This window comes from Eggerthella sp. BIOML-A4, from assembly GCF_009875575.1.
GTDB lineage: Bacteria > Actinomycetota > Coriobacteriia > Coriobacteriales > Eggerthellaceae > Eggerthella > Eggerthella lenta.
Window position 1 is genome coordinate 88791 of record NZ_WWRX01000003.1, and the last position, 13019, is coordinate 101809.

Annotated in this window: 10 protein-coding genes and 1 tRNA gene; 9 read left to right on the top strand and 2 right to left on the bottom strand. The window is 63.2% G+C overall.

The window, feature by feature from the left end; translation table 11 throughout:
* Entirely contained in the window at window positions 1-420 is a 420-nt protein-coding gene (locus GT613_RS03385; protein ID WP_009304626.1) for a GtrA family protein, read from the top strand.
* 410 nt (window positions 421-830) lie between these two features.
* Here the strand turns inward: GT613_RS03385 and GT613_RS03390 are convergent.
* Window positions 831-906 (bottom strand) — tRNA-Arg (locus GT613_RS03390).
* Window positions 907-931: 25 nt separating this feature from the next.
* Here GT613_RS03390 and rlmD point away from each other — a divergent pair.
* The gene (gene rlmD, locus GT613_RS03395) at window positions 932-2317 is read left to right on the top strand and encodes a 23S rRNA (uracil(1939)-C(5))-methyltransferase RlmD (protein ID WP_114551649.1); all 1386 of its coding nucleotides are present in this window, start codon (window positions 932-934) and stop codon (window positions 2315-2317) included.
* A 60-nt stretch (window positions 2318-2377) separates the two neighbouring features.
* Entirely contained in the window at window positions 2378-2917 is a 540-nt protein-coding gene (dcd, locus tag GT613_RS03400) for a dCTP deaminase (RefSeq protein WP_114551650.1), read from the top strand.
* A 47-nt stretch (window positions 2918-2964) separates the two neighbouring features.
* On the opposite strand, the gene GT613_RS03405 is transcribed toward dcd, so the two are convergent.
* Window positions 2965-4089: a YafY family protein gene (locus GT613_RS03405; protein ID WP_161172503.1), complete on the bottom strand. Its 1125-nt coding sequence runs from the start codon at window positions 4087-4089 to the stop codon at window positions 2965-2967.
* Between the two features lie 133 nt (window positions 4090-4222).
* Between GT613_RS03405 and GT613_RS03410 the strand changes: the two genes are divergently transcribed.
* The 6 genes from GT613_RS03410 to GT613_RS03435 all read left to right on the top strand — a co-directional run bounded on the left by GT613_RS03410 (window position 4223) and on the right by GT613_RS03435 (window position 12945).
* Window positions 4223-7066, top strand: coding sequence for an AAA family ATPase (locus GT613_RS03410; protein WP_114551652.1), 2844 nt, complete (start codon window positions 4223-4225; stop codon window positions 7064-7066).
* 104 nt (window positions 7067-7170) lie between these two features.
* On the top strand, window positions 7171-8241 hold the full coding sequence (locus GT613_RS03415; protein WP_114551653.1) for a hypothetical protein: 1071 nt from the start codon (window positions 7171-7173) through the stop codon (window positions 8239-8241).
* Window positions 8232-9392: a hypothetical protein gene (locus tag GT613_RS03420; RefSeq protein WP_114551654.1), complete on the top strand. Its 1161-nt coding sequence runs from the start codon at window positions 8232-8234 to the stop codon at window positions 9390-9392. Before GT613_RS03415 ends, GT613_RS03420 begins: the two co-directional genes overlap by 10 nt.
* A 36-nt stretch (window positions 9393-9428) precedes the next feature.
* Entirely contained in the window at window positions 9429-10469 is a 1041-nt protein-coding gene (locus GT613_RS03425) for a hypothetical protein (protein ID WP_114551655.1), read from the top strand.
* Window positions 10470-10472: 3 nt separating this feature from the next.
* Complete coding sequence (locus GT613_RS03430; RefSeq protein WP_114551656.1) at window positions 10473-11642, top strand: metallophosphoesterase; 1170 nt, start codon at window positions 10473-10475, stop codon at window positions 11640-11642.
* A gap of 64 nt (window positions 11643-11706) precedes the next feature.
* On the top strand, window positions 11707-12945 hold the full coding sequence (locus tag GT613_RS03435; protein ID WP_233839737.1) for a HisS family protein: 1239 nt from the start codon (window positions 11707-11709) through the stop codon (window positions 12943-12945).
* The last annotated feature ends 74 nt before the right edge of the window (window positions 12946-13019 follow it).

The window sequence follows — 13019 nt, forward strand, 5'->3', positions numbered from 1 at the left end:
GTGAAGAAGCTCGTTGCTCAGATCATGAAGTTCGGCGTGGTGGGCGTCATCGCTTTCGTCATCGACTACGGCTTACTTGCTCTGCTCACCGAGGCGTTCGGCGTGAACTACCTCGTCAGCGCCACCATTTCGTTCACGGCCTCGGTCGTGTTCAACTACGCGGCGTCGATGCGCTACGTGTTCACCCATAAGGAGGGCATGAGCCGCCGCCGCGAGTTCGCCATCTTCGTCGTGCTGTCGGTTATCGGCCTGGGCCTCAACAACGGCTGCATGTGGGCGGGCGTGGAGTTTCTGGGCATCCACTACCTCATCGTGAAGATCGGCGCCACGTTCATCGTCATGGTGTGGAACTTCGTGACGCGCAAGATCTTCCTCGACGCGGGCGATGCGCCCGGCGAGATCCTCTCGGACATCGAATAGCCGTCTCGGCCGAAGCTGCCCCGAACGAGCGAAGCCTCCGCCTGTCATCCTGCTCGCAGCGCGCCAGCGCGGAGCCGAAGGAACCCGCGCGGCGTTAGCCGGGGTGCTCCCTGCTGGTGTTAGCGCGGGATGACGGCGAAAAGGGCGTGACCGGGTAAAAACGAGGCGGTTTGGTAATCGGTTGCAACTCGCGACGGGATGCCGAAAAAATCGACCTGGGCTGATGTCGGGCTTCCGCTTCGACGCGCCGGCGAATTGGGAAGCGGAAAGGTTTTGGGGTTACCAAACCGCCCCGTTTTCGCCATGGCGCGGCGATCTCGGCGTCATCGCCGTCTCAGCGTCGAATCAGACGATGCACCGACAATAAAAAACGAGGCCGGGAACGGATTCCGGCCTCGTGTCGTTTTACCTGGTGCCCTTGACAGGATTCGAACCTGCGGCTTTCTGCTCCGGAGGCAGACGCTCTATCCCCTGAGCTACAAGGGCACGGTGGAGGAGATTATACGCTATCATGGACGAAACGGAAAAACAAAAACGAGATTTGGGCGTATTCATGGAAGAAACCATAACGATAGAGCGGATGGGCTACGGCAGCGAGGCGGTCGGCCGCCTGGAGAGCGGCAAGGCCGTGTTCGTGGAGGGCGGCGCGCCCGGCGACGTGGCCGCGTTGGAGATCGTCGAGGACAAGCCGACGTTCGCCCGCGCGCGCATCGCGCGGCTCGTCGAGCCCTCCGAGCTGCGCGTCCGCCCGCGCTGCGAGGCGGGCGCGGCCTGCGGAGGATGCCCCTGGCAGCACCTGTCCTATGACGCGCAGCTGGAGGCGAAGCGCGCCAACGTGGCGGCGGCGCTCGAGCGCACGGCGAAGTTCGGCCGCGAGCGCGCCGAGGAGCTGGTGCGCCCCTGCCTGCCGAGCAAACGCCAGTGGGGCTATCGCAACAAGCTGGAGCTGGGCGCGACCATCGACGAGCATGGCACGTTCCAGCTGGGGTTCCACCGCGAGGGCACGCACGACATCGCCTCGCCGGGCGCCTGCCCCCTCGCTCACGACGCCATCGCCAAGGCGCCCAAGGCGCTGCGCGGCGCGCTGCGCTTCGCGCAAGGGTCGGCCGACCTCGGCATCTTCCGCGTGGGCGTGCGCCACAGCCTGCGCACGGGCGATCTGGAAGTAGCCCTGTGGACGAGTCCCGGCTCCTTTCCGCGCGGACACATCGCCAAAACCGTCAAGAGCGCCGTCAAGGCCACCAGCATCGTGCGCGTCATGGCCGACCCCGGCAAGGCTCGCAAGATCAAGGGCGTCGAGACGCTCGACGGCAAGGGATGCTGGGAGGAACAGCTGGGCGACGCCCGCTACCTGGCCAGCGCACCGTCGTTCTTCCAGGTGAACACCGCGCAGGCCGAGAAGCTCATCGCCTGCGTGATCGAGGGCTTGGGCGGACGCATAGGCGAGGACGGGCCCGAAGGGCTCGACGACCTGCTGATCGCCGACCTGTACGCCGGCGGCGGCACGTTCTCGGTGCCGCTCGCGCAGGCGGGCGCCGAGGTGCTGGCCGTGGAGGCCGCGGGCTCATCGGTGCGCGACCTCAGGCGCAACGCCGACATGAACCGCGTGGACGTCGAGGTGATCGGCGGCGACGCGGCGCGCGAGCTGCCGGAGCTGGGCGGCCTCGACGCGCTGGTGGTGGATCCGCCTCGCGCGGGCCTGGCCGATGGCGTGGTGGAGAGCATCGCCGCCGCTGCGCCGGAACGCGTGGCCTACGTCAGCTGCAACCCTGCCACCTGGGCGCGCGATGTCGCGCGCTTCGAAGATCAGGGGTATCGCCTGGCCAGCGTCCAGCCCGTCGACATGTTCCCGCAAACCTATCACGTCGAGGTGGCCAGCGTCTTCGAGCGCCTCTAGCGCCGCCGCCGTCCCGCGTCCCTCTCTCGTACGCACGAACCGCTCGCGAAAGGAAAGCCCATGATCCTGTCTGACAAGACCATAGAGAAGCTCCTCGCCGAAGGAAGCCTTGCCATCGAGCCCCTCGAGCCGGAGCAGATCCAGCCCGCCAGCGTGGACATCCGCCTGGGCGACACGTTCGGCATCGTCGAGGACACGCCGAGCGGCATCGTGGGGCTGGAGGACGAGATCGCCTACAAGACGATCCGCGCCGACCGCTACATCCTGCTGCCGGGCCAGTTCGTGCTGGCAACAACCATGGAGTACGTGCGCCTGGGCGCCGACCTCACCGCCTTCGTGGAAGGGCGCAGCTCGCTGGGGCGCATGGGGCTGTTCGTGCAGAACGCCGGTTGGGTGGATCCGGGCTTCGAAGGCGAGATCACGCTGGAGCTGTTCAACGCGAACCGCTGCGCGCTGGAGCTGCGCTCGGGCAGGCGCGTGGGGCAGCTGGTGTTCGCCCAGCTGGACGAGGCGGCGAAGAACCCCTACGCCGGCAAGTACCAGGGCCAGCGCGGCGCCACGGGCTCGCGCGTGTACCTCGATCCGGAGGCGGCGCGCTAGCGCAGGCGCGCTGCCTCGGCCTCCTGCCTTTTTCGGAGCCGCTCGTCTTATCGCGGCTGCGCGTAGCGCTTCGCCACTCGCAGCCCTTCCTCATGCAGCGCGTCGCGCAGGCTTTGGGGCTCCAGCACCTCGATCACGCCCGAATACTGCATCGCGAGGAAGCGCATGGCGTCCTCGTTCGCCTGCACGACGGCGTCGAGGCACGGGCGACCGTCTGCTGCGTCGTCTTCGGCGCGTTCGAGGCGCACCGCCGACCCGAAGCGGTCGAACACGAGGTTCCGGTTCGCATCGGTGTCCTCGAACCGGAACAGCACGGGGACGATGGGGTCGGAGAACGTGTAGAGGTGCTTGTCCAGGTAGGTTCTGACGTCGGGGTTCCGGTCGGGAGGCACGGTAGCCTTCCGGGGGTTTCCGTCTTCGTCCCTGCACAGCTCCGCGTCGAGCATGAGGTCGATGCGGAACGAATACATCTTGCGGTCGTCCGGGGGCGTTCGGGTGCTCGGATAGCTGGCGAAAAGGTAATGCCTCCCGTCGCTCATGGCCATGAACCTCGGGTCGACGACATGGCGCCGCTCTTCGGCCTGCCGGCAGAACCTGCCCTTCAGATCCAAGCTGCCAAGCAGGAAGCTCGCTTGGCAGCCGCTGCCCAGGGCCTCGTTCAGCACGTCGATGGTGCGGAACAGCTGCTTGTTCACCGCAGGCCGCGGGTTCGCGTCGTGGAAATCGCCGAGACCCGCGAACCTCTTCGCATGGCTCCCGCCCAGCGCGCTCACCTTCTGCCACAGGTCCCGCTTCTGGCGCGGGGGCATTCGCGGACAGCTGAGCAGCGCGTCTGCCAGATAGCGCAGCTCTTCCGCCTCGAGGGCTGGCTCGCAGTGCCATCCGCTGCTCACCTCCTGTATGCCGCCATGGCCGTCCGAGCGCGCTTTCACGTCGCAGCGCACCCGCTCGTCGAGCTCGCTGAGCCATGACAGGTTGTTCGAGACGGTCTTGCGGTCGACCTCGATGCCGTAGTCGGCCTCAACTTTTTTACGGATGTTCTCGATGCTCAGGGGATGGTCGACATCGGTGTCCCGTTCCAGTATGCGCAGGATGCACAGCGGCAAAAGCTTCAAGCGGTTGTCCCGCCGCCGTTGCGGCCTCGTGCTTCTCTTCGTCGTCCGTTCGCCCATCGTACCTTCTCCTTGCATCCCGGTTGCCGACAGTATAGGGCTCCTTCGTCGTATATCATGTCCGTTTTTCTTTCCATAGTGCCCATTATCATGGATTTCGTCAAGACAGGGCGAGGGAGAGGCGTGCGAAGCGATGAAGTGCTACAGGGCGGTATGCAAGACGACGGACGTTGACAACTGGACGATCGACGAAAAAGGCTATTTGCGCGACGAGTTCGACAAGAAGGCGCTGCTGTTCCCCTATCGGTTCCGACGCGGGCAGCGCGACGAAGACGACGCGCTGCGGTTCTGCGTGTCGCTGCTCTGCTCCGAGTGGAGCGTCGACGAGGGCGACGCGAAGGAGTACGTGCTCGAGGCGTGCCGCCTGTGGGACATACCGCATCCTTCGATGGTCGAAGTCGAGGAGTGCACGTTCAGCACGTGCCTCATCGACGACTCCTACAGCTATGCCAGCGCCGCGTGGTTCAACGAGGGCAGGCTGTGCCGCATCGCCAACCTCTCCGAGCTGCGTGAGCTCATGCGTTATCCGCTGCTGATGGTGGAAAGGCTGCTGGGAAGCCCGCTTCCGAAAAGCGAGGCGTTCGAGCGATTGCAGCGAACGAGGTACGTTCGAGCCCTTGAGGAGGAGCTGTCGCGCGTGTACGCGGAGCCTGCGCGCAAAGGCGGGACGGCGGCTTTGGCGCCCATCCATTATCTGCTGGAAGGGGCGAGCCCGTCTCGCTACGAGCCGGCCTTGGACATCCTCCTGGCGGCTCTCCTTCAGGCGGGGCGCTTGCCTTCGCGCCATGTGTTCACCTTGGATCTGGACAAGTTCGACAACGTCTATCACGGATCGTTCACGGACAGGGATTGGGAGGATCAGATGAACGAGGCGCTTGCGGAAGCGCTTGACGGCAACGTGCTGGTGATCAAGTACGGGTCGCACGACGAGGGCTCGTCGTTCGGCAAACGCTCCTATCGGATGCTCGCCAAGCTCATCGACGTCGTGAAGGGACAGTGCGACACCATGCAGCTGATGTTCCTCGTGCCGCCAGGCAAGCCCGATGTGAAAGCGCGCATCCGAAAGCGCTTGGGAGCGCCGATGGTGGAGGTGGCGGAGGACGCCGTTCCGAGCATGAGGGACTCCGACGCCGAAGCGCGGAGGCTCCGTCTGCAGAAGCTCGCCATCGAGGAGGGCGTGGAGGCGGACGCCACGTTGGAGGCGTTTCTCGAAGAACGATTGCGCAACCGCTCCTTCGACGACTTGGATCAGGCGTTCGCCGAATGGAAGCAGCAGGCCCTCATCCGCTCGCTGTACCCGCAGTACGTCGGGGTGGCCGCCGAATCCAAGCGCATGCTGGAGGCCAGCGGGGAGGCATCGGCCTTGCAGCGACTCGACGAGCTGGTGGGCCTTGACGAGGTGAAGCGCCAGGTGAAGGACATTCTCCTTCGCCGCCGGATGAATCGCGAGGCGGAATTCGCGGGCCTTCCCGTGCAGCCGTTCTCGCTCCATACGGCTTTCGTGGGCTCTCCCGGCACGGGCAAGACCGAGGTGGCGCGCTTGTACGGTCGGATCCTTGCCGAGGAGGGGGTGCTGAGCGAGGGCCGCGTGATAACGGTGTCGGGAGCCGCCGGCTGGAACGTGAAGGAGACGTTCGACGCCGCGCGTGGGTCGGTGCTGTTCATCGACGAGGCGTACGGGATGCTTCGCCCCATCGGCAGCCCCGTCCCCGAGCTCATGGCCTTCATGGAGAACTGCCGCGACGATACGGTGGTCGTCTTGGCCGGCTACGAAGAGGAGATGGATGCGCTCTTGGACTCGAACTCCGGGTTCCGCTCCCGCCTCGGATCGATCGTGAGATTCCCCGACTACACGCCCGACGAGCTGTGCCAGGTGTTCGACCTCATGTGCTCGCGCGCCGAGCTCGTAGTGCCCGAGGAGACCCGAATCGCTGTGCGCGATGTGCTCGCGCGAGGCGGTAGGAGGGACGACCAGGGAAACGCGCGCTATGCGCGCAAGCTGTTCGAAGACGCGGTAGGGGCGCAGCAGGCGCGTTTGGCGCGCTCGCGGGGCGAGGGGGCGGAATTCTCTCGAGCCGAGCTGCAGACGCTTTTGCCGCAGGACGTGGGCTGCCGCGCGTCGAGCGTGCGAGCGAAAAGCGCACGGGAGGAGTTGGAGGGTCTCGTCGGGCTCGAAACGGTGAAGCGGCTGGTGTCGGAGCGCCTCGACTTCGCCCGCGTGCAGAAGATGCGGCGCGATGCCGGGGCGACCTCTGCGGGCGTGTCGATGCACATGGCCTTCATGGGCAACCCCGGCACGGGCAAGACCGAGGTGGCGCGCCTGGTGGGGCGCATCTTGAAAGAGGAGGGCGTGTTGTCGGTGGGCGATTTCTACGAATGCGGGCGCCAAGATCTGGTGGGGACGGCCGTCGGGCACACGGCGCCCAAGGTTGCGAAGCTGTTCCGCCGTGCGAAGGGCTCGGTGCTGTTCGTCGACGAGGCGTACTCGCTCGACGACGGGATGCACGGGAGCTACGGCGAGGAGGCCGTCGCAACCATCGTCGACCAGATGGAGAAGCTGCGTGACGACGTGGTTGTCATTTTCGCCGGCTACACGCGCGAGATGGAGCAGCTGTTCACGGTGAACCAGGGGCTCGCGTCGCGCGTGGGATTCCAGGTGGAGTTTCCCGACTACGCCCCCTCCGAGCTGCGCCGGGTGCTGGAGACGATGGCCGACAAGGAAGGTTTGCGCCTTGCTCCGGCCGCCGCGCTACGGGCGGAGGGCTTCGCGCGAGCGGCCGCGAAGAGCCCGGGCTTCGGCAACGCCCGCTTCATGCGCAACCTGCTGGAGCATGCGATGATAGCCCAAGGGGCGAGGCTCGTGCGCCTGCTCGGCACGCGGAAGCCCAGCGAGCAGGAGCTCGTCACGTTGGAGCCCGAGGATTTCGCTTGGGAAGGCCTAGCCGAGAAGCCGTCTCTGGGATTCGCCGGCGCATAATGAGGGATCGGACGAGCGGCGAGGATGGGGGCGGGGTCGATATCGCGGATGCGAGCAGGCAAGGCGGAATGAAGTTGCGAAAGATTGAGAGAGCGAGGACGGGCATGATCGAGAACAAAAAGCCCTTCACGTGGGATTACGACTACAAGGAGCGTTACAGGTTCGCGGACGACCGTCTTGAGGAGCTCGACGAAGCGCCGGTGCGTGCGGCTTTCGAAGCGGTCGGCAAGAGCGAGGACGACTACGGCGATGCGATCTCCAGGCTCCTCGCATACAAGGCCCTGTCGAGAAAGGAAGGGCTCCTCAGAACGGGAGAGCACGAGTGCGCCTACCCGTCGAGGGACGTGCTCCTCAAGGTCGGGCTCCCCGAAGGATGGGAGGCTCGCTTGGGAGAGAACGAGTACGGGGACAAGCTGGCGAACGGGAGCAGGGTGCTTTCGATCGGCTACGACGCCATGAACTCGTTTGCGACCACGTTCAACTTCTCCCAGCGGTACCTCGGTTTCGGGATCCAATACCCGCCATCGGCGAAAAAGGGCCTGGAATACTACGAGAAAACGATGAGATGGCCCGATCAGGAGGGGCGCGCCCAAGAGGCGTGGGATCGATTGGAGCGGTTTGCCCGGCTTGCCCACACGATCGGCAACTTCACCTACATTCCGTATATGAGGTTCGACGACGGGGGCTGCGGCACGAACTTCAACACGCGGCGGGGAACCGGTTATCTGCCGGCGAGAGTCGAAGGCGACAAGCTCGCATATGGCCCGATGCTCGACTACTGGGACTTGTCGCTCGAGTGGCTCAAGAAGCACTGGTTCGGGGTCGACGACGGATGCGCGATCTCGTTCGAGGAGTACGTCGAGCTCGCGCGATTGGAGCTCTACTGTGTGAAGGACGAGGTCGCCGAAACGTTCTTGGAAGAAGCTCGGAAGGGTGCAAGCCCGCAGGGCGTCATCGATGCGTACGATGCGGTGCGTGCGCACGCGGAAGAAGGCGGGCATTCGGTCACGCCGTTCTGGGAGGGGCACGCATTGGATCGCCCCGGTTTTTCCAAACCTCAGAGCCTCGACCAGATCATCTCCTTCCTCGATGCCGTTACCGTTCGCATCGAGGCGCGCGGACGTTTGCTTATCGCTCTGTACGGAGCGAAGGGGAAGGAAGGCTCGTGGAACTGAATATCAGCGCCGAATCGAGGTTTCTCGATTGGGACTACGATTACGGGTATATGTGGCAGGACGAATTCTTCTGGGGAGGACAATTCTTTCCGAGCTACTCCGATGCGCAGTTGCGTGCTATGTTCGCGAAGGCCGGCAAGGACATGGACATCTACGTCGATGCGATATCGAAGCTGCTGGTGAACGAGAGCTTGTGGGACGACGGCTCGGAGGAATCGTCGTCCCGCATCGAGCACGCGTTGTGCTCGCCGGTGTACGACATCCTAGCCCTCGGAGCCGCCTATTCTTCCGGTTGGCCCGTCGACTATCGGGACGGTTTGCTTGAGTTTTGCGAAGAGAGCGCTTACGCGGAAAACATCACCCTGAATTCTTTTCCGGAGATTTTCTCTTGCGCCGCTCGCCTCCTGTTCCCTTCCTTGTCCTGCGTAGAGGGGGAGTCTTGCTCGCAAAGGGCTTTGGAGCTGTTCGAAACGGAAGGCCGGTGGCCGGCGTTCGAGGGCCGGGAGGCGGAAGCGTGGGAGGAGCTCGAAAGGTTCGCAGCGCTCGCCTATACGGTCGGCAACTTCTCGTGCTGGCCCCTTCTGCGCTGTGATCGGCGCGACGAGGCGCCGTGTCCCGATGCGCAGCGTCCGGGGGAGTGTTGGCGGGCTTGCCGCGGGGATTGGCGAGGGGGCTGGCGCGCATACGGGGATCTCGCTCTCGTCTGGCTTGAGAAGTCGCGGGACTTCTGCCTGTGGGCGTCGAAGGAGGACGATCCCGGCGGCATGCTGGAGTTTCCGCACTACGTCATGTTGGCGAAGCTGGGGGTCTACTGCATAGACGACGAGCTTGTCGAATGGTGTTTGGAGGGAATGCGAATGGACGGCGCGAATCCGGCGCACGTCGTGCAGGTTTACCCGCACTTCGAAGACGTTTGCGAGCCCCTTGGGCGAAAGCTCGGTGTCGTGCCCTTCTGGGAGGGGCGCAAGTTGGAGGACCCCGACTCCTGCGAGCCCCGGGATATCGATCAGCTCATCTCCCTCCTCAAGGCCGTCAACATGCGCATCGAGGTGCGGGGCCGTTTGCTCACGGCCTACTATAAAGTGGAGCAGGCCGGAAGAGCCGCCCGTGAAGAAAGGGAACGCGCCGAGTCGCAAGGTCGTAAGGTATGATGAAACGACAGGCGATCGAGGAACGGGAGTTCGGGCATGGCAGAAAACCCCTACGCATGGGACTACGATTACAAAAAGCATTACTTTGAGGCCTTCGAAAAATTTGAAAAGGAAGGAGACGGTAACGATTCGATCGGGAGGTTTTTGGCGTACAAGTCTACGGGAGACGCCTTTTCCACGGAACCCGAGTGCATCGGTTCGTCGAAGGATGTGCTTTCCGACGCCCTCTCCCTTCCCGATTCAGATGGCGATGCGTGGGAGAAGGCGCGAGGGGAGGACAAGCTGGAAAAGGGAAGCATGAGCCTGCTGATCGGCTATGATGCCATGAACTCGTTCGCGACCACCTTCAACTGCTCTTTGCACGTTCTCTATCCTGATGATTTCAATGATTATCGGATTAAGAGGAAAGAGAAGGACCCTTGCAAGCGTTGCGCATCGTGGAGGGAGGGTCTGGCGTTTTTCGAGGAACATGCGCAGCGGCCCCCTCGAGCGAAAGGGACGGACGATTTATGGAAGCAGTTGGAGTGGTTTGCGAAGCTCGCCCATACGATCGGCAACTTCACCTTTATCCCGTACATAAAGCCCAGCAAGGGGACAACCTTCAATAGTGGACGGGGATACTACGGTTTGCCTCATGTAGGCCAATCGGGCCAAACGGGCCAAGTGTATGATTATTGGGATCTATCGCTCGAATGGCTCAAGAAACACTGGGGATCTTATGCCGTCGAGGAGATACCCATCGAGTTCGAGGAGTACGTCGAACTTGCGCGATTGGAATTTTACTGCGTGGGCAACAAGGCTGTCGAAAAGTTTTTGGACGAGGCTCGGGAAAGCACGAGTCCGGCGAGCGTTATCGAGGAGTACAAAGAACTTCGCGAAGAGGCGGAAGAGGGCGGTTGCTCCGTCGAGTCGTTTTGGACGGGGCACAAGCTGGACGATCCCGATTCTTACTTGCCTCGGGATGAGGATAGTAGTCATCAGATCGCTGAATTCCTCAACGCCGTCAACATGCGCATCGAGGCGCGCGGGCGTTTGCTCATCGCTCTGCATGCCCTGCACGAAAGCAAAAGGAGGTAGGATATGGCCGTTTTTCTTACCGGCGACATCCATGGATTGATCGACGATCCCGACCGCTTCGAGGTTTGGAACTTCCCCGAAGGCGAGAACCTCACCCGCAACGACTACGTCATCGTGCTGGGAGACTTCGGCATGCCCTTCGATATGATGGAAAGCGACGACGACCTGCGAAAGCTGGCGTCGAAGCCGTGGACGACGCTGTTCGTCGACGGGAACCACGAGCGCTTCGATTTTCTGAACCGGCTTCCGGAAACGGAATGGCGCGGCGGCCTCGTCCATCGCTATCCGGGATACGGAAGGATCATCCATCTCATGCGCGGCGAGGTGTACGACATCGACGGGCGCACGTTCTTCGCCATGGGAGGGGCGACGTCCGTCGACAAATGCGCCCAGCAGGAGAGGGGGACGTGGTTTCCGGAGGAGCTGCCGGACGAGCGCGAGTACCGAAACGCCCGGAAAAACCTCGAGAAGCACGGTTGGAAGGTGGACTTCATCTTGTCGCACACCTGCGCGACCAGCATGCTCCCCTTGGCCTTGCAATGCGTCGACGACGGCTCGTCCATCCTCACCGACGAGCTGACCGATTTCCTCGACGAGCTCGAGACCGCCGATTTCAAGCACTGGTTCTTCGGGCACTTCCACAACGACCTTCCGTACCTGGACGCACGGCACACGTGCCTGTACCAGACCGTGGTAAGCTTGGACGAGCATATGTGCTGCCAGCCGCCGTCTGGCATCGAAGCCGCGCTGGCGGCCTTCGAAGAGAGAATGGAAAGAGAGGATCCCATGACGCCGTACATCGATTCTTCGGCCTTGTCCGCGCTGTTGCGCAACCCCGACCATGCCGAGCGGACCCTTCGCCATCTGGAACACGTTCTCGCGTACGCGAAGTGCGTCATGGCGTTCGCGCCTAAAATCGAAGCCGTCCGAGCGCTTCACGGCCCGGACGATGCGTCCGCGTGCCGAGCCGAGATCGAGAGCATCGACCGCAACAGGACGGGAAAGCACGACGCGGCGATATCGAGCCTGGCGACGTTGAACAACCTGGCCGCCCGCGTCCAATGCCCTCCGGTGTACGTCGGTGACATCAAGAACGACGATCGCAAAGTGGTGGCGCACGCGATCTTCGAGTTCGCCGCGGCTCGATTGCGGGAAGAAGACGCGACCATCTAGGCGATATGCAAGGATTCGAGCAAGAACGGGGTAAACGATGGTATCCAAAGAGCCGGCAAAGGGGATGAAGGACATTCTCCCGGCCGAGATGAGATTGAGAAACGAGGTTCTGGACACGATGCGGGAGGTGTACCGGTCCTTCGGCTTCGAGCAGATCGAGACCCCGTGCATGGAAAGGATCGACAACCTGTCATGCAACCAGGGCGGGGACAACGAGAAGCTCGTGTTCAAGATCCTCAAGCGAGGCGAGAAGCTGAAAAGCGCGTCGGGCGGCGGCGACGCTTCCGATCTGGTCGACCTCGGGATGCGCTACGATCTCACCGTCCCGCTCTCGCGCTTTCATGCGAAGAACGCCCAGCTGCTCCCCTCGCCGTTCAAGGCCATGCAGATCGGCCCGGTGTGGCGCGCGGACAAGCCCCAGGACGGGCGCTTCAGGCAGTTCTACCAGACGGACATCGACGTCATAGGGGATCCGTCCGTCAACGCGGAGATCGAGCTTCTGTGCGCCACCTCCTCGTTCTTGAGGAAGGTCGGCCTGGGCTCGAGCATGATCAGGATAAACGACAGGAGGCTGCTCGTCGCGCTGGCCAGGGCATGCGGCTTCGAAGAACAGTCCTTTGCCGAGGTGTTCGTGTCCATGGACAAGCTCGACAAGATCGGGCTGGACGGAGTGTGCGAGGAGCTTGTTCACTGCGGGCACGGCGAGAAGAGCGTGGCGGCCTACCGGGAGGCGCTGTCGAGCTTCTCGAAAGCGGACGACAAGCTGGCCTGCTGCAGGGCTCTCCTGGCGGAAGCGGGCGCGGAGGACGTCCTTTCGGATTTGGAGGACGTCATCGCCGGCGTGGAGCTGTTCTCGGAAGGGGAGACGGTTCCCCGGCTGGACCTGTCGCTGGTGAGGGGCATGGGGTACTACACCGGAACGATATTCGAGGTGGAGTCCGCCGAATTCGAGGGCATGTCCATCGCCGGCGGAGGGCGCTACGACAAGATGGTGGGGAGGTTTTCCGGCCGCGACGTCGCGGCTTGCGGCTTCTCCGTAGGATTCGAGCGGATCGTGAAGATACTCCTGGAAAAGGCGTGCGCCGAACCGTCCGAAGATGCGATCGCCGTGCTGTACGACAAGTCGCTGAGCCCGCTCGAGGTCTCGAGGCTGCAGGCGGAATGGCAGAAAGCGAGAGACGAAGGGAAGACGGTATCCGTTCAGAAGAAGGCGCGCAACTTCAACCACCAGCAAGAGCAGCTCGCCGAACGCGGTTTCGGCCGCATCGTCGTCGTGAACAAGGGCGACCTCGAAGAAGGGTAGAAAGAGGGCTCGCATCCTCGTGGATGCGTGTTCAAAAAAGAGGGCGATGTGCCGTTGCGCGTTCTCGTCGCATC

What these genes read in the sequence shown, in the direction of transcription:
- GT613_RS03405 (WP_161172503.1), bottom strand. Translation starts at nt 4,089, where the DNA reads ATGGGCGAACGGACGACGAAGAGAAGCACGAGGCCGCAACGGCGGCGG.
- GT613_RS03410 (WP_114551652.1), top strand. Translation starts at nt 4,223, where the DNA reads ATGAAGTGCTACAGGGCGGTATGCAAGACGACGGACGTTGACAACTGG.
- GT613_RS03430 (WP_114551656.1), top strand. Translation starts at nt 10,473, where the DNA reads ATGGCCGTTTTTCTTACCGGCGACATCCATGGATTGATCGACGATCCC.
- GT613_RS03415 (WP_114551653.1), top strand. Translation starts at nt 7,171, where the DNA reads ATGATCGAGAACAAAAAGCCCTTCACGTGGGATTACGACTACAAGGAG.
- GT613_RS03435 (WP_233839737.1), top strand. Translation starts at nt 11,707, where the DNA reads ATGAAGGACATTCTCCCGGCCGAGATGAGATTGAGAAACGAGGTTCTG.
- dcd (WP_114551650.1), top strand. Translation starts at nt 2,378, where the DNA reads ATGATCCTGTCTGACAAGACCATAGAGAAGCTCCTCGCCGAAGGAAGC.
- GT613_RS03425 (WP_114551655.1), top strand. Translation starts at nt 9,429, where the DNA reads ATGGCAGAAAACCCCTACGCATGGGACTACGATTACAAAAAGCATTAC.
- rlmD (WP_114551649.1), top strand. Translation starts at nt 932, where the DNA reads ATGGACGAAACGGAAAAACAAAAACGAGATTTGGGCGTATTCATGGAA.